At 35.3% G+C, this 21,892-nt stretch carries 21 protein-coding genes; all 21 read right to left on the reverse strand.

Annotated features, from left to right (window positions below; all coding sequences use genetic code 11):
* Nucleotides 1-75: 75 nt before the first annotated feature.
* The 21 genes from G8Y84_RS05155 to G8Y84_RS05250 all read right to left on the reverse strand — a co-directional run bounded on the left by G8Y84_RS05155 (nucleotide 76) and on the right by G8Y84_RS05250 (nucleotide 21,874).
* A complete protein-coding gene (locus G8Y84_RS05155) occupies nucleotides 76-813 on the reverse strand; it encodes a hypothetical protein (protein ID WP_037571949.1) in 738 nt (245 codons plus the stop codon).
* 5 nt (nucleotides 814-818) lie between these two features.
* Nucleotides 819-1,610, reverse strand: coding sequence for a HipA family kinase (locus tag G8Y84_RS05160; protein ID WP_037573026.1), 792 nt, complete (start codon nucleotides 1,608-1,610; stop codon nucleotides 819-821).
* A 1,050-nt stretch (nucleotides 1,611-2,660) separates the two neighbouring features.
* Nucleotides 2,661-4,106, reverse strand: a complete 1,446-nt coding sequence (locus G8Y84_RS05165; RefSeq protein WP_105965927.1) for an SH3 domain-containing protein — start codon at nucleotides 4,104-4,106, stop codon at nucleotides 2,661-2,663.
* Entirely contained in the window at nucleotides 4,087-4,521 is a 435-nt protein-coding gene (locus tag G8Y84_RS05170) for a phage holin (RefSeq protein WP_105965926.1), read from the reverse strand. The genes G8Y84_RS05165 and G8Y84_RS05170 overlap by 20 nt, the downstream gene beginning before the upstream one ends.
* Nucleotides 4,522-4,642: 121 nt before the next feature.
* The gene (locus G8Y84_RS05175; protein WP_037571969.1) at nucleotides 4,643-4,936 is read right to left on the reverse strand and encodes a DUF2951 family protein; all 294 of its coding nucleotides are present in this window, start codon (nucleotides 4,934-4,936) and stop codon (nucleotides 4,643-4,645) included.
* A gap of 15 nt (nucleotides 4,937-4,951) precedes the next feature.
* On the reverse strand, nucleotides 4,952-5,245 hold the full coding sequence (locus G8Y84_RS05180) for a hypothetical protein (protein WP_037571971.1): 294 nt from the start codon (nucleotides 5,243-5,245) through the stop codon (nucleotides 4,952-4,954).
* A 39-nt stretch (nucleotides 5,246-5,284) separates the two neighbouring features.
* Nucleotides 5,285-5,428, reverse strand: coding sequence for a hypothetical protein (locus G8Y84_RS05185; RefSeq protein WP_165806168.1), 144 nt, complete (start codon nucleotides 5,426-5,428; stop codon nucleotides 5,285-5,287).
* The gene (locus G8Y84_RS05190; protein ID WP_119513452.1) at nucleotides 5,412-9,326 is read right to left on the reverse strand and encodes a phage tail spike protein; all 3,915 of its coding nucleotides are present in this window, start codon (nucleotides 9,324-9,326) and stop codon (nucleotides 5,412-5,414) included. Before G8Y84_RS05190 ends, G8Y84_RS05185 begins: the two co-directional genes overlap by 17 nt.
* 1 nt (nucleotide 9,327) lies before the next feature.
* A complete protein-coding gene (locus tag G8Y84_RS05195) occupies nucleotides 9,328-10,842 on the reverse strand; it encodes a phage distal tail protein (RefSeq protein WP_105965924.1) in 1,515 nt (504 codons plus the stop codon).
* Nucleotides 10,842-15,860 carry a phage tail tape measure protein gene (locus G8Y84_RS11460; protein WP_165806169.1) on the reverse strand — a complete coding sequence of 1,673 codons (5,019 nt, stop codon included), beginning with the start codon at nucleotides 15,858-15,860 and terminating at the stop codon, nucleotides 10,842-10,844. Before G8Y84_RS11460 ends, G8Y84_RS05195 begins: the two co-directional genes overlap by 1 nt.
* A 16-nt stretch (nucleotides 15,861-15,876) precedes the next feature.
* The gene (gene gpGT / locus G8Y84_RS11565) at nucleotides 15,877-16,020 is read right to left on the reverse strand and encodes a phage tail assembly chaperone GT (RefSeq protein WP_262900615.1); all 144 of its coding nucleotides are present in this window, start codon (nucleotides 16,018-16,020) and stop codon (nucleotides 15,877-15,879) included.
* A gap of 59 nt (nucleotides 16,021-16,079) precedes the next feature.
* Entirely contained in the window at nucleotides 16,080-16,451 is a 372-nt protein-coding gene (gene gpG, locus G8Y84_RS05205) for a phage tail assembly chaperone G (protein WP_096652163.1), read from the reverse strand.
* Between the two features lie 60 nt (nucleotides 16,452-16,511).
* A complete protein-coding gene (locus G8Y84_RS05210) occupies nucleotides 16,512-16,691 on the reverse strand; it encodes a hypothetical protein (RefSeq protein ID WP_107371937.1) in 180 nt (59 codons plus the stop codon).
* 20 nt (nucleotides 16,692-16,711) lie between these two features.
* Nucleotides 16,712-17,335, reverse strand: a complete 624-nt coding sequence (locus tag G8Y84_RS05215; RefSeq protein WP_107371938.1) for a major tail protein — start codon at nucleotides 17,333-17,335, stop codon at nucleotides 16,712-16,714.
* Nucleotides 17,336-17,347: 12 nt separating this feature from the next.
* Nucleotides 17,348-17,758, reverse strand: a complete 411-nt coding sequence (locus tag G8Y84_RS05220; RefSeq protein ID WP_246864348.1) for a hypothetical protein — start codon at nucleotides 17,756-17,758, stop codon at nucleotides 17,348-17,350.
* Between the two features lie 5 nt (nucleotides 17,759-17,763).
* A complete protein-coding gene (locus tag G8Y84_RS05225) occupies nucleotides 17,764-18,153 on the reverse strand; it encodes an HK97 gp10 family phage protein (RefSeq protein WP_107372806.1) in 390 nt (129 codons plus the stop codon).
* Nucleotides 18,143-18,511 (reverse strand): hypothetical protein, encoded by a 369-nt coding sequence (locus G8Y84_RS05230; RefSeq protein WP_165806170.1) that lies wholly within the window; start codon nucleotides 18,509-18,511, stop codon nucleotides 18,143-18,145. The genes G8Y84_RS05225 and G8Y84_RS05230 overlap by 11 nt, the downstream gene beginning before the upstream one ends.
* The gene (locus G8Y84_RS05235) at nucleotides 18,495-18,782 is read right to left on the reverse strand and encodes a hypothetical protein (RefSeq protein ID WP_107371941.1); all 288 of its coding nucleotides are present in this window, start codon (nucleotides 18,780-18,782) and stop codon (nucleotides 18,495-18,497) included. Before G8Y84_RS05235 ends, G8Y84_RS05230 begins: the two co-directional genes overlap by 17 nt.
* Nucleotides 18,783-18,799: 17 nt before the next feature.
* A complete protein-coding gene (locus G8Y84_RS05240) occupies nucleotides 18,800-20,008 on the reverse strand; it encodes a phage major capsid protein (protein ID WP_165806171.1) in 1,209 nt (402 codons plus the stop codon).
* 11 nt (nucleotides 20,009-20,019) lie between these two features.
* The gene (locus G8Y84_RS05245) at nucleotides 20,020-20,733 is read right to left on the reverse strand and encodes a head maturation protease, ClpP-related (RefSeq protein WP_107526423.1); all 714 of its coding nucleotides are present in this window, start codon (nucleotides 20,731-20,733) and stop codon (nucleotides 20,020-20,022) included.
* Nucleotides 20,696-21,874 carry a phage portal protein gene (locus G8Y84_RS05250; protein ID WP_151367956.1) on the reverse strand — a complete coding sequence of 393 codons (1,179 nt, stop codon included), beginning with the start codon at nucleotides 21,872-21,874 and terminating at the stop codon, nucleotides 20,696-20,698. Before G8Y84_RS05250 ends, G8Y84_RS05245 begins: the two co-directional genes overlap by 38 nt.
* Nucleotides 21,875-21,892 lie beyond the last annotated feature (18 nt).

Raw genomic sequence — 21,892 nt, forward strand, 5'->3', positions numbered from 1 at the left:
TAGAATTATGATTTATACAAAATATGCAAAATAAAAAACGTTGATTTAATGCGCTTTTTGCCATTGGTAAGTGGTTTATTGTGTCACTAAATCCTTTTCTAGCACAGCATTTATTTCTGATTCTTTGTTTATCTGATCCTTTAAATCAAAAATAAACTCCCTTTCTTTTTCCATATTATCATCCAGAATGAATGTTATATTTTCTTCGTTAAACATGGCATGAGCTATATATGATCTAATATTAAAAATAGCTTGCGGAGACTTATTTACAACTTTATAACCTATCTTTTTCCCATTTTTGGTTTCTACCATAAAATCAACCGTTATTTTATCTTGATTTTTACCACCTTGAAATACATAAGACTTTTGTACAGTATTGAATTTTTTCGACAAATAGTTGTTTATATATTCTTTTTTCTCTTTTTCAGTCATTTTATTTTTAGGATTTTGTGATGGGTGGAGAATGTATCTAGTTGTATCGTTTATAAATATATTAACTTCATCTAAACTATTGAATTCTCTAATTTGTATGTTAGTGAATTTAAAATTATTCACATAAAATCTAGTAAATTCTTTTATTTCACCTTTGAATTTAACAAAATTGTCTCTTATACCATTTAAAAAGATTTTAGTAAATTCTGGATTAAGTTCTTCGTCAAAATTAAAAAGTTTGCTCTTTCGCTGCATAAGGTTAAATCTGTTTTCATAATAGTTATTATTATTTTCAATTTGAAAAATAACACCCACTGCAATGTTAGAAATCAATAGTGTATCTGGGTAATAATTGAAACTTGAATATTTCACTTTATACATTTTCCTCACCTCACTAAATGCTTTATTATTTCTTCTATTATATCATCAAACTCATTTTTGTTTCTTTCAACAAACTTTTTCAATAATTTAATGTCTTGTTCTTGATGTCCACTTTTAATTTTAAACGGTATAGAATCGATTATAGCATCCATGTCAATATTACCTAATTTATTTTTAAAGTCAGAACCTACTTGTTGAATTTCTGCAGAAGTAAAAGTTTTGTTTTCTATTAGCAACTGATAGTTACCAGTATTAAAAACATCTTCTATCATTGTTTTTATTGATGGATTTCCTTTTTTTAGAACGTCAAACCAAATACATTCACCAGGAAATATATGCGTGTAGTCTATTGGAAACAATTCTGCTTTTTGTTTCTTTTTAGGCATCTTTATTAATAAGTTACCTTTATTCCTATCTGTATTTGAAATAAAACAATCAAAAATAATCAATTCAATAATATTTTTATTTTCAACTGTATTTAACATGCCTGGAGCATCAATAGGTAAAACAGCATTTTCTAATACGGTATATGTAAATAATTCTGCGTGATCAAAACTTACTCCACTTGAAATATGGTTTTTAGTTAGAAAACCATCATACTCTGCAAATCCAAATTCAGGATGTGGAAATTCCAAACTTTCTGCTATATAATAACCCGTTGCTTCATTAAATAAAGCATAGAAACCCTCATCATTTTTTATAGATTTGATTACAACCGCTGATGAATTTATCATTGCATAATAAGGTGTAGTGGCTCCATTACCAACCTTGCTTGTTATTTCAGTTATTTTTTCCATTTTCCACCCACTCAACACAATTATATATATAATATACAACTTATTTAAAAAAAGAAATAGACAGAACATAAAAGCGAACAAAAATACCACCCAGTGACATGCATAGGTGGTTAGAAAATGTAACGATTACGATTATTATTTTTAGCATGTATATATGTATATTATCATAAAAAAAGAGGCCAACCATTACGGTTAGCCTGTAACATAGGTCTAAAACAAATCGAACACTTAATACTCCAAATATTTGAGGTAGCTTAATTATACTACAAATAAAAAAGACGGTCAACTAAGACCGTCTAAAATAGATATGATGAAAATAATAGTAGAACATAATGATACTGTTCTATTTTTAAAATAGCATACTGTTTTTACTTTTGCCATAAAAAACATCTACTTTACAAATTACGCACCCTTTAAAATGAACGGGCGACGCTAAATGATAGATTGTCTATATTTGCATATACTTACATCTTCACACAATAAACAGGCTAACCATTTCGGCTAGCCTGAAAACATAGATTTAAAACAAATTGAACACTCTTTTACATTACCACAAAAAGAGGGTAGCTACAAGAGCTACTCTTAAAAGCTTGTAAATGCTTTTTAACTAAATACTAGGGACACCTAAATTAATGTTAACAAATACAAAAAAGACGGTCAATTAAGACCGTCTAGAAACGTTAAAACCTTTTCTTGAGGTGTGTAGTGTAGTTAGAACGAAAATGTTCTTCTAGTATAATAACACACCTTAATTTACTTGTCATAAAAAACACTTCAAGTTGATGTGAAAGTATTTAGCAATAAAGAAAGGCGGCCATATAAGACCGCCAGTTAATATATACCAAATAGTAAAGGAAAGTAAATACAGACATTGAGTGAATGTCTGTATTTAAAATAACATAAATTTTCCAGTGTGTCTCATAATAAATATTAGACATTTAATATACTTCTGTACTAAAAAAAGACAGCCATAAAGACTGCCTAGAAAAATTAACCTAACTAATATATGAGGAGTAAATGCAACGTATCCTAACATTATATTAGCACAATTTATTTTATTTGTCCCCATAAATAACCTACACCATGATTAGGTGGAGCTACACCGTTCCACGTACGTATTGGCAAATAATAGCGTTGGCCTTGCCAATCATAACTAATCCACACGTGACCATCTTGTAACATCACTTCATCGTAATCACAGTAGCCTCCTGGTTGAAATTGATAACCTATTGGACAAGTTGTAAATGGCCCTTGTAGTCTCACGGTAATAGGTTGATTACCGTTGATAAAACGCGCTTTCTCTGCCATATAATACGTACCATAACTATTACGTTTCCAAGCACTCGCAATAGGTTTAACCGTATTACTAGATGCAGATGATTTGTTAGATACAGTCGCAACTGGAATATCACCATTCATAAACGCACGAATCTGTTTAATGAAGTAGTCTTTTACTTTTAAAATAGCATTATCTGTAATCTTATCTTCTCGGGTGTTAATTCCTGCATGTAAAAGAAACGATCTGTGTGGACATTCTGTATTCTTAAATTCATGATGTAATCGTATAGTGTTACGATTAGCTGGCAACCCCCATTTTTTAAGAAGTCTTGCGCATTCTTGGAATGTGGCTTGCTCGTTTTTAAGGAATGTCGCATTATCAGCACCCATGGATTGGCACACTTCGATACCATATCCATCTCTATTGCCGTTTTTACTAGCAGTATGCCAACCAACTTGTGATTCGTCTAGCGCTTGCCAAACAGTGTTACCACTTACATAACTATGCGCAATACCTGCTTCTAATCGTGATAATGGTGCTTTTACTAAACCATTACGATAAGATTCTGCAGTCGCATATTTACTTCCTGCATCATTATGAATAACGATATATTTAGGTTTATAACCACGTTGTGGTAATTTATACCCTTGTACAACGTCTTTTACAATTTGTAGTTTAACTGGTTTAACTGTTTGCTTAACTGTCGACTTTTTATTCCCAACTGTCGCGGATTGCGAAGATTTAACAGTTGCGTCTTCCTGTTTGTAATTAGGACGAATAAACCACATTGGGAAGTCGTAACTGTGTGTGCGTTTCGTTACCTTTTCCCAACCAGTACCACCTTGTTCAGGTCCATTAGTCCAACCGCCACCTAACCAGTTTTGTTCTAGTACAGTAATGTTATTAATATCAGCATTAATAACCCATGCAACGTGGCCGTAACCGCCGCCGTATTTATTGTTAAATACTACCATATCTCCCGGTTCTGCAATAAATTCTGGTGTGTTTTGAATGATTTTTGCTTTGCCAGTGAAGTTATTAACAAACGGGATATCTTTGGCACCAGCACCACTTAAATTATAACCAAATAATTGTTGCCACCCCGCATTGGCATAATCAACACATTGGTAGCCATACCACCCGTCCATGTCGTACTGTTTGCCTTCAGATTGTTTAAGCCAATTAACAAATTCTTGCTTAGTGAGTTTCGCTGTCATGACTATTAACCTCACTTTCATATTCATTCACATCGTACCTCACATTATCACTATCATCTGTAAACGGTAAAGATGTGTCGAATGTAACAAGCTCCTTTTCTGATTTATCAGGCGTCATCTCTGAATTAACCCCTTGCCATTCCACAAATTCATCAGGATTGGTACTGTCACGTGGTTGTTGGTAAGTTTTAGCAATCCCTGAATCCGATACTCCTTTAGAAGTAGGGTCAGTGATAACGCCTATTCCTGCTAATAAAGTCAAAATAGCACCTATAATACCACTAATCTGTTCTAGTTGTTCTGATAAATCAAATCCGAATAACTCTGTGACTTGTTTTACAAACAATAAAACGGCACCTACCAAGCCAGTAAGCACCGCTTTGTTTTGAAACCGTAATTTCCAATTTATATCCATTCAATTCATCTCCTTGAATTAAAAAGCCGACACCGAAGTGCCGACGTTCATTATTTATTTGCATTTGCCAAACCAGAAACATGACCAGAAACTGTATCCAAATAACATGCCAATCACCTCCTTAAATTCCAAAAAATGTACGCAAAATTGCGATGATTAATGAACCTACAATAGTCCCCACCAAGCCAATTACATACATTTTCATTTCCCGTATATTCTTTTTATTTGTTTCTTTATTTTCTTTATCAATTTCTCTTTCTCTATTAATAGAATCTAAAGTAAAATCCATTTTTTGGTTGATAAGATTTTGACTATGCTGTGTATTCTTGATTTCATCTAAGGAGTCAAAAATTTTATCATCATTTTCTTCTAAACGAGAAAGTCTACGTTCTGTCTCTCTTTGATAAGACTCCAAATCAATTCACCTACTTTATTCGAACTCTAACTTTTTATTTTCCTCCTGAGTATAGGGTTCTCCTTTTTCATCAAAAGAACTACGTGTAATATCTTGTTTCACATAATATGTTTTTGTTCCATTGTTAAAAATGCCAGCTAACATATTCTGCATTGCGCATACCTGTTTGACTTGTTCTTCATCAGTAAACTTATAAGCTGTGTTCGGTGATGCACCACGCACAAAACTGTTTGAGTAGTTTTGCATTAAGCAACTTTCTTCGCCTCTTTTGTCCACTTCTACTAGGTAATACTCTGTAATTTTTTCCATAACAGATTCCTCCAATAAATTTATTTATAATAAAAACGCCTAACGATTATCGTCAGACGTTTCATTATCTTTATTCTGTAATTGTGTAATTAATGCACGCAGTATTGCGTTTTCTTTCTGCAGTTCTGCATTTGCATTTGCTAGGTTATCAATAACTAATTGTGGATTAACTTGTTCGTTCATTATTTAAAGCCTCCAATTTTTTAATGCGCTTATCCATCAACTCCATGTTCACTAACAATTCTTGAATTGCTTTTAATGACCAAGTTGTCATTTCATACTGATCTACACCATCTTCAACTACCCACTCTTTCGGCGTTTGTCTTTCGATGATTACACCATGGTGTCTACGTTGGTTAGGCGTGTCTTTTTCAGACATCAAATCATACTCATAAAGTTTAGTATCTTTAATTTTCTGAAGGACATTCTCATTCCATTCATCAATGTTTTCTTTATACTTTTCAGAAGAAGTCCAAATACCTTGTGATGCTTTAACTGCTAAGAATTTATCTGTCGTATTACGTTGCGTTACACATAAAGCTCCTCCAGGTGCCGGTCTTACATACATGTTACTAGCGTTAGTGTTTCCAGCTACATCTAGGAATGTGCCTAAAAAGCCATTCGCCCTAACGTTTTGATAGGAAGTTGTTGAACCAAGCGCTGTCATTCTAACTTCACCACTTGCACGTAAATATAAGTTACTTGAGGATGTGTTAGGATTTATTTGTACAAAATCAGCATATACCCCATTCGCTACTAGGTCTCTATAAACGTTATCATCACCTTTTGCCACCAATCGTACATTACTATCTGTACCTAAATACAAGTTAGTTGAATCGTTAGATATCAACCTATTCGCGTATATGCCGTTAGCCCGTAAGTCACGATACACTCCATTAACTAATCCCTCTGACATTATGCGAAATTCACCATCGACGCCTACATATCCATTGCTGTTCTGAGGGAACTTTAATGCTAGTGAACGTATAGGCAAGTATTTGTAAGATGAAATAGAACCGTCACTAGGTACCATTGCTCTATCAACAACCCTTGCCTCAAATCCATCACTTGCCGCAAGGTAAACATTTGAGTTGGATGTACCAAGTGCTGCACTTTCAACGAGCAGTTTGTCCATGCTAAATCGCTTTGAACCTCCGCTATTATACATCGCTATGCCGTCAAGCCCTATATCAAGCTTTGCACCGTCAGTTCTATTCATCGTAATAGTGCCACCCTCAACATTAACTGACGCTTGATTGTCCCTAGCTCTAATTCTTCTAGCCTCAATATCGATTGAATTAAGTTTATTAATAGTGGCTTGATTACTAAATAATTTATCAATATAGGCATCTTTAATAGTGGTACGTCCGTTTTTTACAACCACATCACCGTCATTAATTTCAAACTTAGTAGCGTCGAATTTAATCCCTTGTGGACCTATGTTCTGTGATTGTATATTTCCGTTTTCATCATAAGTGAATGTCATTCCGCTAGTTGTATTATTAATAAATTCTGATACAACACGATTTAAGGTTTGACTACTTGCGTTAAACACCTCACGTGATACACGTTGCGATATTTGTTCGCCGTCTTGTAAGATTTCTGTCTTTGCGACAGTAAGCTTTTTATCTGTACTACGTGTTACATCAGATGGTGCTTCCGTATAGTCTGTGGCCTTATTACCTTTTTCTAGTTTTAAGTTTCGGAATTCTACTAAGTTTGAACTTACAGGATATTTAACTGTCCCATCGTCTGAGTAAAAGCCTGAGTATGCCAAAAATTTATGATCAGTGATTTTAGGTGCAACAAACGTTTGAGTAACTTTAAATTTATTACCTATTATTCTTTCAATTTGTTTATAACTACTTGTAATGCTTTCTTTTGAATTAGAAGCGCTGTAAAAAATAATCCCATGATTTTTAGACATCGCTACTTCTTTTTCTGATAAACCGACAATTTCTAATTCATAAGAATACGTGTATTCTTCACCGGGTACTAACACTTTTTTTAGATAATCTGCAGTGTATAACGTTGTCGCCCAATACTTGCCTCTAAATGATTGTGTGGAAGTAATAGATGGATGCACATTATTACCATGTGTTGCACTGTCATATGATTGAAATAGGTTAACTCCACCGATTTTAATGTTGTCTAAACCATTTTGATATTCTGCTTTAGTTACTTTATCACTGATTTGACCTGCAAGCGTCTTACGTTCTGTGTCTGCCGATTCCATGCGTTCAATCAAGCCTTGTTGATTGGTTTGATAATCGACTGACTTCACATAATCCCTTAGCTGTTCTTTAGTATCTTCACGTGCTGCAATAACCGCTTTTTCAACAACATTAGGTTCACCTACAAGTTGATTCTGTTCATTTACTTGTAAGCCGAATGTATCAGCGATTTCTTGTAATGCATCTCTAAATTTTTCTTCTGTATACTGTGATTGCAATAATTTAAATCGATTATCAATCGCTATTTTTGCACGTTCAACCACAGTGTATAATTCTTGCATAGACGTTCTATAATTTAAAAACAGTGTTTGTGTATCGATTAACTTACCTATAGTGGCAGTCTCATCAGTCATACTTTCAAGGTTGCTTTTAATGTTGTTATAAATTGATACAGTAGCGTCAAGTTTGGCATTTAACTCATCTTTCAAATCAAAGTCCACTAAATACTCACTATTCATGACGTCATGCATTTCATTTAACAACTTACTATGTTGAATGGATAGGTTAACGAAAGTATTAGTCAACTCGCTATATAGTGCTTTTTCGCGTGTTATCGCACCTATATCTTCAGCTTTTTCTGCCGTCGCATTAATCCATTGCCCCTCCCAGTATCGTCGTAATACTGCTACATCAGAATTACTTGTATCTAACCACAACATGTCATTCACTGGATTTTCTGGCGGTTCAACACCTTTGATAATCTTACGTTCGAAATACTCAAGTTTACCCTCAACCACATCAGCAACTATAGTATTGACATTAGTTAACCCATCGTTTAGCTTTTGACGAATATAGTCGAGTTTACTTTCAAAGTATTTACGTAACGTTTCTTCTTTATATTCAATAATATTCCCGAATGTATAAGTGCAATTACCGCTTATCAAATCATGCTTAAACCCTATAACTTCAGATTCGGCATATAGGCTAGGTGTAAAATCAGGGTTTTTAATTCTGATAATATCACCAAATCTAATAATTTCATGCGGGTATTCTTTTTCGAGATCAACAACAGATATTTCATAAGATATTGCAGCCGACTTTCGTTTATTTAATTCTGTACGTGTTAATGTACGTAACCGTTCTAGCGTCATATTATCGTCTTCGGTTTCAGGTTCATAAATGCCGTAAATATAACGTTGTGGAAGATTAAACTGTTGTTGTGCCTCGTCGTCTACTTCTTCAACGAATATTCTGTCGCCATTCTCTTTTTCAGGTCCTATACCTATCAAAGCTGTTTTAACCTCTGAAAAATCCACTGTACGTTTAATACTCAACAAGTCTTTACCGTAGACGATTTCTTTACCTTTAAATAAATGGCTTGGTATCTTCATATTAACTAAACGCTGTTTAACTTCATTACCTTCAATAATAATTTCATAATCAGGTTCTAACTTGTGATTTGTAGTTAACTGACTAATCATTTCGTACGGCGTGCGTGGTGATGTCCATGAGTTAGTCCTAATCCCACCATAATCGCAATCGCCTACAGACCAGTTTGTATCACGCAAAACTTCAGATAATTTTTGATCTACGGTCATTTTTTCGTATTTACCCGCCATAATAGGTTTAGCAGTGCTTATATCAGGCACATAAGACGCCGTACATTCAACCTGTAAATACTGACCATTTTCTTCGGTACGTTCAATGATAAACTCACGATAAACGCCGTTAATGTCCTCAATAATCACTCTGTTTCGTTTTTTAAAATGTTCTGCACGTTTACTTAAAACGATTAAATCTAACAATTCACTTGATTTATCACGTTCATAATTTGCTTGTATTACCGCGTTATCTGTACGACTAATAAAATCTATTATCTCATCGTTAAAATTTAAGATATGAATCATATTATAACCACCTATCTTGCCACTTAACTGTAGTATCAAACGTTTCAGGTGGACTGATAACAAGTTCGTTATGACCAGTTTCTACATTAAAATAGTTTGAACCAAAGTCTTTTAACTTTAATACGTCATCGCCATTAATAGTCACACTTTGTGCATGTGTATCAATTTGAATTAAATCACCTTGTCTTATTTCAATTGGTGTTATGTCAGACTGTTTAGGCAGTAACTCTTGTAAACTAAAACCTAATATATTTATAGCCATATAGTTTGTATGCTTAGCAGATTTGCCCACATACATTCTAGCAATACGAGCAGGACGTTGATAAAACTTGCCTTCATCTCTAACTACTACAACATCTTTATCGATGGGCTTTGTCCGATTCGGATCAGTATCGATGTCGTATCTGAAGTTGGTAATTTTAATATCTTGACCTTTACGCTCTAAATACATAAATACATGTGCATTCTTTGCTCTGTGGTATTTAAAAGGAATTAACCTGTTATAAATACGTCTTGCCTCACCATGCTCATTATAGGCATAGACAATAATACTACTTTCATTTTTATCAACTGCAGTATTTACATAAGTTATACTAAACATCGTTCTGTTGTTCTCATCAACAACATATGCAACAGCTTTTCCGGGTCCCACGCCAGCGTGTTGTCTTAAAATCACTTTAAAACGAATTCTGAAATCTTGAACAGAACTGCCTAGTGATTTATAAAGCGCTGCACCATGCCAATTTGTTTTAGTATTGTTACCCCATTCAGACGGATAAATACTTTCTTTCAAATCAGATAAAGCAAATTTACCACCCATAGCGTCACCACCGTCAGGCAAGTTACCAAATGTAGTGTCGTTAGGCATATATGCCCAGTTTTTCAATCCCCCAGTGTTAAATTCATCGTTAAACCTAAAAGGTTCAATATCCTTATTTACACGATACGCATCTTCCGACTTGCCAATCATAAAATAGTCTTGTTCACCTTTAGCAATTAAAAAATTTGTGCTATCTTTTAATGCCCTTGCTTCAACTAATATTGGTGTGTCTGCCGTACCTGTATTAAACACACTTACTGCATCACTAATAGCAGTATTCTTGCTACCTTTAGCCGAATACTTATATGGATCTGTTAACACGACTTTTAAATTAACCACATTGATATGGTTTTCAGTCTTACTTAATAATTCTATAGGCCCTTCAAAATATGCGTTCCAGTACCATTGTTTTGATTTAAATTGAAGTTTAACTTGTTTATCATAGTTAAAGAATTTAACCAACTCATTCAATATGTCATCATGTGACTTTATACCACTATGTGATAAATAGTCATTATGGATGATCATTGGTAATTCAAATTCGTATTGTTTCAACTCTCGCCCTTGATAAACTGAACCACTTCTACCGGGCACTTCTTCAGTTTTTACTTCAAAATTAAAAGAGGGTATTTTAAACCCTCTTTCAATAAACAACCACGGAAGTGTCTTATCATTAACTATTACTGTATCGTTCATTATGCAATCACACCCCCTGTATTAAATCTTTGTTTACGTGAAATGTTGCGTTCACGTTTGTCTACAATGTCGTTGACTTCTCTCTCATGAGCAAATTTATCAACAACTGGGCTAAAGTCTTTATCTGCCACAGTTTGATTACTTTTTGCAATCTCCATAAGAATATTAATTTGCGCTTGTTGGTTTTCAATCATTTTAAGCAATAGTGCTGTATTGTCCGAACCACCACGATTTACATTCGGTAATTGACCAGGACGTTTATTACCTGATGTTTTACCTCTATCGATATCTTGTGCGGCAAGCGCTAACAACTTCATAGCCTCACTGCGTTGTGATGGATCAGTAGGAATCACCCATTCAGGATAACCACCCTCTGCAATGTTGTACCAACCAGCGTTTTTGATGAGGCCGCCAGTAGCAAAACGTCTCGAACCTGATGGCCCCCAACCTGTGATACCACGTGACATACGACTTTTCCAAGCGGATAAATCTCGACGCCAATTGCTATTATTGAAGAATGCAAGCAATTGATGCATACCGCTCATAATGTTACCTGCACCTTTAACTCTATAACCAGCAAATGTACCTGGTGTATATTGTAGTAACCCTCGTGCACGGTTAGCACCTGTATTGATGTCAACGATTTGTTGAACAATACTTTCACGTCCACCTGATTCAGTTTGTATAAGCTTTAATATGTCTTGTACATCACTGTTTGATACTTTAACTTTCATTCGGCTAGCTGCACGTCTAATATTACCAGCCCAGCCACCTTTAGCTTTACCGCTACCATTGTTTTTCTTGAGCCAAGGTAATGGGTTGAAATGACGTCCATTACGTCTCATTTCATAGTGCAAATGCGGGCCTGTACTAAATCCGGAGTTACCTGATATACCAACAGTCTGTCCAACTTTTACTTTTTGCCCCGTTTTAAGTTTATGTTTAGATAGATGAGCGTATATAACCTCTAAAGCACCTTTGACAATTTTTACCCAATTACCATATCCACCATCCATAAATGGCATGACTTTAGCTGTACCATCAATAGTGGAAGGTAATGGTTCGTAGATATAATCAAAGTCTAAACCTTCGTGGAACGGTCGACCTGTTTCGCGTGTGTACGCGGCTGTACGCCCGTATAGATAACGTAACTTGCTCATATCTAAAACGCCGCCATCTCCCGATTCAGAAAAACCATCTTCAATCCATTTGATTGCAGCTTTTTTGATATTTTTCCACGCAGCTTTTGTAATATCTCCTACAATGCCCATGCCTTTTGTAAGGCTATTGAAATTGATTCCTAATCCACCTAATACCTTATCTAATAATTTGCCTGGATTATCCATATAATCCATAACGTCGCCGATTTTACCAGATAGCCATTTACCTACATCTTTGACTTTTCCGCCAATGAAACTTGCTTTGTCAGAAAGCCAATTACTAGCTTTGCCGAACCATGAACCGCCATTTAATCTAGGTAATGTCCCAGTGGATAACATCTGTTGACGCATACTTCCACTTATTACACGTGACCCTTTAGGCAAGAATGTTGTGGTATCTTTTGCAGGAGTTAAAGCAGTGCGTCCGTTAGGGTATTGAATTAATTCACGACGACCATCAATACCTCTGCCGTTACCAGGACCTTTATCTCCCACAACTGCCATTGTCCCTTGTTTTAAACGGCCGTCTGATGTAGTGGTAATATGGCGGTTAATTTTTTGTGTCCCTGTAGACAGTGTCGGTATTTTTGGCAAGCTTAATTTTGAACCTACCCAGTTAAGCCCTTTGATAAGTTCGTTTAAACCTTTCTTAATGGCACTTACCATTCCACCGATGTGTCCTTTAATTTTGTCTATGATATTACGCAAACCATTTTTCATATTTGTGAACGTCCGTCGTACCGCCCCCCATAATTTTGAAGCGATACCAGTTACGGAATTTTTAATTGAATTCCAAACGTTCGTCATCCAACTTTTCACTTTGTTAAAGATATATCGAGTTCCATTCCAAAGCTTTTGCCACGTCCCTTTAACTCTTGACCATAAGTTAGATGCTACACGTGTGATGGTATTTCTTATTGAATTCCAAACATTACTTAACCATAATTTCACCCTGTTAAATATACTTCTTGTACCAGACCACAATTTATTCCATGTATTTTTAACACTTGACCATAATTTTGAAACCACTCTTGTAACTGTAGCCTTGATAGTATTCCAAATACTTGTCAACCATGATTTAATTCTACTAAATATATTTTTAGTCCCGCTATATAAAATATTCCAAGTCCCTTTTACACGCGTCCATAAAGATCTAACGATTGAAGAAACGGTGTTTCTGATACTAGACCAAATAGATTTAACGAAATTAAACACAGATGTAAAAATGCTTTTTGTGATTGAAAAAATACGTTTGAATGTAGAGCTGACAATCGACCATATAAACTTAAGTACGTTGCCTATAATGCTTTTAACACCATTAAACGCCCAGCTTATTGCACTTTTGAAAAATCCACCAAACAGTTTGACAACCTTTAATATTTTGCCTATAAACCATAATTGAACAAGGTTCCAAATCAATGTCAACGCACCGCTGAAAATTTGTTTGACACCGGACCATACCTGACCCCATTGACCAGTAAATATACCACTAAATACTTTAACGATACCTAAAATAACGTCTAAAGCCCCATTAATAATACCTTTGATATTATTCCATGTGTCTACAATCAAAGTTTTTATTAGCGGCCATAAAAATTTCATGACTCCCCAGATAATCTGCATACCTATTTTGACTGCAGGAACAATCACATTTAAAAACACTGTTTTTACAACGCCGCCTAATTCTTGTAGTATCGGCCATAAAAAGTTTTTAACTTCAGTGAATACTGTAATAATCGTATTCCAGATATTAGTTAAAGCCTGCATGATAGTAGCGCCATTTTGACTCCAGAACTGACCTAACTTGAGTCCTATATCCTGGCCGAATTGCCAAATCGCATTAAATACATCTATAAACGCTTGTCTGATTTGCATTAATGTTGTTGTTACTTTAATTGCGGTAGCTTTAGGCATAATTTTTGAAAGTAAATCCACAGTTGGTAGTGTATTTCCGGAAAGTAGGTTTTTTAATGCACTGAACACTACTTTAGCTGTATTCCAAAGGTTTTTGAATGCATTCACGACCGGATCAATGACCGCATGAACAATATTTCTAAATGTTTCAGACTTTTTATAAGCAATTACAAATGCTGTACCGATTGCTACTATTGCTGCAATTGCTAATCCTACCGGACCAAGCATGAATTTAAATGCCCCGCCTACTAAAGTTAAACCTTTAGCCGCAAATGGTGCTTTAGTACCTAGAAAATTCATTAAACCGCCTGCTTTTGTGATACCTGTCATCACAGGACCTATTGTGGTCATAATACTTCCCAATGCTGCGGTAAACGCACCTGTGGTTAAAATTAAAGGGCCTAAAGCTGCAGCGAATATACCTAATCCCACTACTCCAGTTTTCACCCAACCAGGCATACTCGTGAATTTATCCGCTAGCATTGCAAGAAAATCAGCAGCTTTACGTATATGAGGTGCTAGAACATCACCTATACTAATCGCCATTGATTCGATAGCTGACTTCATTTTTCGAATTGAACCGCCAATGCCGCCTTCCATTTCGTCACTCATACGTTTAGAAGCACCTGTTGAGTTATCAATAGACTTAGTTAGTTTTTTGTAATCTTCGTCAGACGCGTTGATGATTGGTAAGATACCACTCATAGCCTCTTGTCCAAATAATGTTTTTACTGCAGCTGATTGTTGTGCTTCGGATAATCCGCCGATACTTTCCCTTAATTGGTCCATAATATCTCTGAAAGGTAACATTTGTCCTTGGCTATCAGTGATTGTAATACCCAATTTTTCCATTGTTTTTTTAGCCTCACCACTCGTTCCGGTCAGCCTAGTCATCATAGTTTTTAGAGCTGTACCCGCTTGCGATGCTTTTACACCTGAATTAGCCATTAATCCCAATGCGATAGATGTATCTTCTACAGAGAATCCGAACGACCCAGCAACTGGTGCAACATATTTAAATGCTTCACCCAAACCATGAACATCAGTATTTGCTTTTGAGCTTGTTTGAGCTAAAACATCAGCAAAATGACTACTGTCTTTGGCTTTTAATCCAAACGCACTCAATCCATCTGTAACAATGTCACTGACTTGCGCTAAATCTTCACCTGATGCAGCCGCTAACTGCATGACTCCATCGATACCGTTAAGCATATCTTTGGTATCCCAGCCGGCTAAGGCCATGTAATTTAATGCATCAGCCGACTCACTAGCACTAAATTTAGTTTTAGCTCCCATTTCTAGTGCTTTATCTCTTAATTGTTGAAACTCTCCACTAGTTGCGCCAGATGTTGCTTTTACCTTACGCATTGAGTCATCAAAATCTATGCTTTTCTTAGCCGCTAGACCAAAACCAGCTACTACTGGTGCCGTCACATACATAGACATGGAACGACCAACACTTTTCATTGTTGCTCCAACGCTAGTAAGTTTGGGTCCTATATCGGTAAATTTTTGACCTAAACGACCAAAACTACTATTAGAGATTCTTGCTGCTTCTTGTGCTTCTTTTTGGAATCTTTTGAAACCATCTACAGTTTGGTCCAGCTCGTGTTCGAGTCTATTTAATGTATCAGCTTGTTTATTATATTCAGTTCTTAATCTAACCGCTTTTGCGCTATTTGCACCTTGCTCTTTCGCAGTTTGCATATATTGATTACGCAGTTCTTTAACATTATTCCTCTGTTGCTTTGTCGCAGCATCTAACTCACGAATTCTATTTTTATAACTTGTCATAGACTTTTCTGAGTATTTAAAGTTGTTACTCGATAATTTCAAGTCAGAATTCAATTGTCTAAAGCTGCGCCTAATGCCAGCTAATGTCGAGCCAATACCCATATCTTGCATAGATAGGTCAATCTGCAAACCTTTAATTCTTTCTGCCATACTTCCACCTCCTTATTTATAAATTGGTGAATGCGTCTAACATGCTGTCTTTTTTATCGACTGATTTGATAGGTTTCCTACCATCTTCAATAACATCCATAAAAAAAGAAAAGGGCATGTCCAAGATATCGTTGATATCTTTTCCGCCCTCTTTCATCATGTCATATGCTACTTTTTTTAAATTTTGCTTATGTTCTGACCACGTGATGACTTTACTCTTTAAATCATCTTCGCTAATTGCTTTTTTCTTTGTTCATCCATTTGACCTTGTGCGATGAATTGTACTTGTGATTGAATTTCTTCAATTGCATCAGGTGCATGTAAACGATCTAATAAATCATCACTTGTGAATTGGTTGTTATATACATCAACAACAAAATCAGTCATACGTTTAAACATTTCTTTTTCTGTTAATTCACTTCCATCTTCAGATGTACCTTCCATAATGTCAGTCGCTTCATAGATTTTACGGAACGGAATAAAGTTAGGTGTAAAATGTGTTTCAACCTCGAAATTTCCGTTTTTATCCTCTTTAGCATTGCCTTCTTTATCTAATACTACTAATTTAATGAAATTGATTTTTTTACTCATTGTTTAAATCTCCTTTAAGTTTTTATTTGCAAATAAAAAGAGGGCTATATGCCCTCGAAATTAGTCTTCAATCTTTTTAATCAATGGTTTGCGTTGACGATTGTCGCTTGAAGAAAGCTCAAGAATACGTTCTTCGTCAATTTTTTTGTTCGCAGGACGTGGAAATGTCTTGCCTTTTTCATACAATTTATCGTTATCTTGCAAATCTTTAAAAGTTTTTAACACTTCATATTTAGCCATTAACGAATTCCTCCTTTGAATTATGCGCCAAGGTCAGATGAACTTGGTTCCTCGGAAACACTCGCATTAGGGTGTGGTTTACCGAATACTTTTTGCCAAATCGCATCACGCATTACAGTAACACCTTTTTCATCACGACCTAAAAGCATGGTTTGTTCTTTATCAAAGCCTTCAACTTCAGCAGGCATGAATTCAGCTGTAGATTGGTCTTGAGAGAATTCAACACCATCTTCTTTAGTTTGACCAGAAACTTCAGGGAACGTGAACATACCTTTAAGCAACCCAACATATTCAGACGCTCCAGTTTCTGTTGTTTTTTCGAAAATAACTGCTACATATGGCGGTGTATTATTACCTACACCGATCACACCATCATCAGATTTATCTAAACCGAATAATACTTCTCTATCTTCAATCGGTAAGTGGTGGAATGTAGACTCTAATTCAACGGTACCATTAGACACTGCTAATTCCGCCACACTGTTGTCCCCGTATGCTTTCTCAATAGATTGTTCCTTTGAAACTTGAACTTCTTGTAAATACTTAATACGTTCAGGGTCAGTTACACCTGAAACTTCTTCTGTATTCAAAGGCATATAGTAAAATCCTGTAATACCTGTAAATGAATTATATTTTTTTGCCATTAGTAATTCCTCCTATAAATTTAATTCAGAACGATAAAAGGTCCCCTCGTATCTTCGAGCGGACCTGTACATTTTTAATTCTTCGTCGTATTCCGGTTTTGCATTTGATGTGTTTTCCATTTTCAATTGTTCTTTCATTAATCGCGAAATGTGATAACTGACTTTATTCCTAACAAAATATGCTTGATACTCCTCAGATTCAGGTACAAACACATCAATTTGTACAAGATAGCTTAAAGCCATATTGTCATTGTCTGCATATTCTACAGGTAGTGTGTCATCAATTTCACTCATCACAATATAAGGTTTTGTCATATCAGATGGTTCGGGGTATTCATAAAACTTAATACGATTGCCAACACATTTTTGTACTAATGTATCTTTAATAAGCACGTTAAAAATATCCATTAAAATATCTTTCAATCATATCAACCCCTTTTTAACCTTTGTTTAATAGCTTGGTAATAAGCTTCTTGTCCACTTCTTAAAGCTCTTTCTACAGCCCCTTTACCACGTGGGTTAGGGTTCTTAATTGTGCCAAATTCATTTAAATGAATAATTCTGTAGCGTTCTTTAGGACCTTTCCAATGTATTTTAATAGTCCGAACACCATTTAAAGTGAAGGGTTTAGATAACTTCACTTCAGCTTTACTAGCTCCTGTGTCTTTAAAGCTTTCAAAGTTACTTTTGATTTTTTGCACGATTACAAGACCACCAGCAACTAAAGCTTCATCCACTATACGTTTCATTTTCGCTTTACCATATCTACTTTCAAGTTCACTTTCCAACTCTTTCATACCTTTTAATTTAATCGCCATTTGCTACACCTACTACCTTAATCATTTCTTTATTACTTGAATTAGGCGCAAAGTCAATTACTTTAAAGGTTGAATTTTCGTATAAACCATAAACGAGTTCGAACGTGTCTGAATGATTGATTTGATAATCAGCATGTGGATTTCTAAAATTAATAGTGATTTTATGAGCGCCAGTTATACCATTTGTTTTTTCTAAATCTTTTGTAGAACTTTCATAAACTTCACAAAGGGTCGTAAATGCTTCTTCTTTCTTTTTACTTCCAGGGAAAGGGCCATCATTTTCAATCATACGAAAAAAAGTAACGGGCACTCGTAAGTCTCCGCTACTTATTTTAGGTGGTTTATAATTCTTGTTCATAATCAACCTCCTTCATGTTTTCTAACGCGAAAGAGGTGATTTGTCCTAAAAAGTTCTCATGAAAAAATTCTAAACTATCATTATAAGCATACCTTGTACGCTCATAAACAAGTTCAGAACCACGTTTATTCTCATTCATATCAAACTCTTGGCAACGATGTTTAATATCCTCATAAGATTGTTCGAGTAATGATTGTATATGTTCATTTTCGAACGTATGAAATATTTTTAATCGTCGCTTCATTTCTTCAACATGATTTTGAGTGATCATTTAACCACCCCTTTCAATTATGCACCTACATCGGACGATACAGAATCACCAGATGGTTTTGCAGCGATATTCAAGTCATAAACCAACGCAACTTTGTTGTCGTCCGGCATACCATGCGCAAACTGTTTTGCGATAAACACATCAGCATCTTCTAATGCGAGTGTTTGATCATATGACTTGATAGTTACTGAACCGGTTTGTACTGCATAATAACGACTTCCTACAACAAAAATGGCTTTATCAGGGTCTACAAACTCTGATGCTACAACATCTACATTAAATGGTAATGACGTCACCCAAGCGCCATTTACAGTTTGCATAGTGTTTTGCGCTTTTACGTAGAATTGATCTGCTGGGTTAACTAAAAGCGTTACACCTGTACTAACATCTACTTGCGCTCCATTCTCTTTAGTTGAAAGTGTCGTAAGCGCTTGTGCTAATTCATTTGCAGTTGTTTGTGCATCTGCGAATGTGAGCGTACCTGATGAAGTCTTTTCTTTAGCACCTGTTACTGTTACACCATCTGAATCATACGTTAAATCTTTTGTTAATCCGTATGGTTGATTTGATGCAGCGCCATTACCTTTTACGATACCTTCTTCTAATTTAAGAGCCATCGCTTCCGCTAATTGTAAGCGAACATAACGTTCAATCCATTCTGGACCAAACTCCAACATATCTTTAGGCACAATCGCAAATGCAGTTAATTTATTTTGTGAGAAGTTTAATTCTTTAAAATTCGCTTGAATTTGTCCTTGAATCTTACCGAATACTTCTCCCCAAACTGCAGCACCATTAGGATCACCGACGATTAGACGTGTTTTAATTCCAGCGATTTGAAAATTAATTTTAGATAATAAAGGTCGTGCTTTTTGCATGTCTTCAAACACACGTAATACTGTAGATTCAGGTAAGATAACTTCTTCTTTGTAAGTATCTAAGTTTGCGTCATCTTCTACTAAATTAGTAAAGAAACGTGATTCTTCAGCAGTAAGAATGTTTTCTCCACGATTCATGCGCACTTGCTTATCTGTCGAAGTGTTATAAACTTCTTCGCGAGCTTCTTTTAATACTTCACTTTGCAAATTAGAAGAGAAAGCAGCCATGTATTCCGCATATTTATTTTCAATCGTTTCAGGGTCAGCATCATTTCGTACTGCCTCGAAATATTCATTCTTTAAATTCTCAACATCTTTGTTGATCGAATCTTTAAATTTCATTGTCATAATTTTTCCTCCTATAGATAACGTTTTTTCTTTGGTTTATTATTACTGTTTTCTAAATTGGACAATTGAATTTTCAATCCCTCGATTTCATTCTTTATTGTCATCATTTCACTATTGTTTTCCACATCTTCTTGAGTTTCTTTAGGTGTTTCAACCGTATCTTTCAATTTATCTGCAAAACCTTTTTCTACAGCATCTTTTGATGTAAACCAAGTTTCAGCGGTCATAAGTTGTTCAATTTCGTTTTCATCAAGTCCTGTTTTATCCTTGTAGACTTCTACAATCGATGCATCCACGGTTTCTAAAGCGTTCAATGTCTTTTTAACATCTGCTTTATTACCAATTGCAATTGTTGCAGCCTCATGAATCATTAGTGAAGCGCCTTTGCTCATAACAAGTTCATCTGCCGCCATCGCAATAATAGAGGCCGCGCTTGCAGCTAAGGCAGTGACTTCAATAGTGATATGTGATGAATGATTCTTTAAATAGTTATAAATTTCAATACCTTGAAAAGCGTCGCCACCAGGACTGTTTAAACGAATTAAAACGTCTTTGTCTACACCGTCTAAAGCTTCTGCAATATCCCGACTATTAATAGTTTCATCTGCAAAAATTGAGGTTTGTGCAACGGGGCCGCTAAGAGTGAGAACGACCTTATCGTCTTTCACTTCATTTTTAAAAGCATATTTAGACGTTGCTTTCATTAACTCTTGTTTCGTCTTCATGTTCATCCTCACCCCCTTTCAAGTCATCTTCCGTTTGATAGTTTTTCGTCAAAATAAAACGGTCTCCACCATCGACAGGTGCAAGACCGAGCATTTCACGAACTTCATTTTGTTTGGCTGCGCTTGATGAAATTAGTTTATCTACTTTTTCAGCGTTCTTAATTGGATCCACTGCGTTAATACCGACAACTTTAATACGTTTACCACTTATAAATTCATTTTCAGTAAAGAATTTACTATTCAGTTCATCTTCGATTTTTGCGATTAAAGGATTAATACAAAAATCTATATATGCAGTCATAGCATTGCTTAAATCTGCGACGTCCCCATGAATCAAGTTCGATGGAATCCCAATAATCTTGGCAACATCATCAATAATCATCCGTTTTACTTTTTGTAAATTCTCCCCACCATTATCGTTACCATTTGTACTATCTTTCGAAAGCTCATGATATTCAAATCCTGGTACTTGAGGTACAATTGCAACACCATTATTCTTAAATTGGCTATAAATTTTATCAATATATTTTTGTAACCTTGTCATTTTTGCATTATCAATGTTCCCGCCTCCAGAATCAACGCTCACAATACCTCTAATTTGATTTTTGCGAAGTTGTGTATCCATCATGCGACCAAATAATTCGCCATAATCAGCAAATAAACTTTCTACAAAACGTTGTAATTTATCATTGTTATAATTCAAATAAATGACTTCATTCATCTTAAATGAACGTTCGAATTTAAAATCTTTGACTACAACATCTTTAAAAACATCTTCGTAAACCGCGAATTCTTCTCTGTAAAAATCATCAGCTATCAACAAATCGTCTGTATCCGTTTTAATAATTAAAACTTCATTGTCATAAACAAGCTTATAAATAACCTTATGCCAGAAGTCTGATGCACTTGAATCTGTGTTAGGTCTAACATTCAACTTATAATACAACTTATCTCTTTTTAATTCTTGCCCATCTTTAACCCAAAATTCTGATTGACTAAATGTTCTAGCAATAAAATTAATTGATGTCTCAAGCGCCATTCTCTTTAAGTATGAACGGTTTGCGGGGTCGTTAGCTAAATCCAAGTCAAGCATATCTCTCAATTCTAAATTACGTTTAAATACTGCATCTAAAAAGCCCAATTAACCACCTCCTTTGTT

It is taken from the genome of Staphylococcus sp. 11511212, from assembly GCF_011394755.1.
Taxonomy (GTDB): domain Bacteria; phylum Bacillota; class Bacilli; order Staphylococcales; family Staphylococcaceae; genus Staphylococcus; species Staphylococcus chromogenes.

Coding starts and splice junctions, on each gene's coding strand:
- G8Y84_RS05155 (WP_037571949.1), bottom strand. CDS start 813: ATGTATAAAGTGAAATATTCAAGTTTCAATTATTACCCAGATACACTA.
- G8Y84_RS05160 (WP_037573026.1), bottom strand. CDS start 1,610: ATGGAAAAAATAACTGAAATAACAAGCAAGGTTGGTAATGGAGCCACT.
- G8Y84_RS05165 (WP_105965927.1), bottom strand. CDS start 4,106: ATGACAGCGAAACTCACTAAGCAAGAATTTGTTAATTGGCTTAAACAA.
- G8Y84_RS05170 (WP_105965926.1), bottom strand. CDS start 4,521: ATGGATATAAATTGGAAATTACGGTTTCAAAACAAAGCGGTGCTTACT.
- G8Y84_RS05180 (WP_037571971.1), bottom strand. CDS start 5,245: ATGGAAAAAATTACAGAGTATTACCTAGTAGAAGTGGACAAAAGAGGC.
- G8Y84_RS05185 (WP_165806168.1), bottom strand. CDS start 5,428: ATGAACGAACAAGTTAATCCACAATTAGTTATTGATAACCTAGCAAAT.
- G8Y84_RS05190 (WP_119513452.1), bottom strand. CDS start 9,326: ATGATTCATATCTTAAATTTTAACGATGAGATAATAGATTTTATTAGT.
- G8Y84_RS05195 (WP_105965924.1), bottom strand. CDS start 10,842: ATGAACGATACAGTAATAGTTAATGATAAGACACTTCCGTGGTTGTTT.
- G8Y84_RS11460 (WP_165806169.1), bottom strand. CDS start 15,860: ATGGCAGAAAGAATTAAAGGTTTGCAGATTGACCTATCTATGCAAGAT.
- gpGT (WP_262900615.1), bottom strand. CDS start 16,020: ATGATGAAAGAGGGCGGAAAAGATATCAACGATATCTTGGACATGCCC.
- gpG (WP_096652163.1), bottom strand. CDS start 16,451: ATGAGTAAAAAAATCAATTTCATTAAATTAGTAGTATTAGATAAAGAA.
- G8Y84_RS05210 (WP_107371937.1), bottom strand. CDS start 16,691: ATGGCTAAATATGAAGTGTTAAAAACTTTTAAAGATTTGCAAGATAAC.
- G8Y84_RS05215 (WP_107371938.1), bottom strand. CDS start 17,335: ATGGCAAAAAAATATAATTCATTTACAGGTATTACAGGATTTTACTAT.
- G8Y84_RS05225 (WP_107372806.1), bottom strand. CDS start 18,153: ATGGCGATTAAATTAAAAGGTATGAAAGAGTTGGAAAGTGAACTTGAA.
- G8Y84_RS05230 (WP_165806170.1), bottom strand. CDS start 18,511: ATGAACAAGAATTATAAACCACCTAAAATAAGTAGCGGAGACTTACGA.
- G8Y84_RS05235 (WP_107371941.1), bottom strand. CDS start 18,782: ATGATCACTCAAAATCATGTTGAAGAAATGAAGCGACGATTAAAAATA.
- G8Y84_RS05240 (WP_165806171.1), bottom strand. CDS start 20,008: ATGACAATGAAATTTAAAGATTCGATCAACAAAGATGTTGAGAATTTA.
- G8Y84_RS05245 (WP_107526423.1), bottom strand. CDS start 20,733: ATGAAGACGAAACAAGAGTTAATGAAAGCAACGTCTAAATATGCTTTT.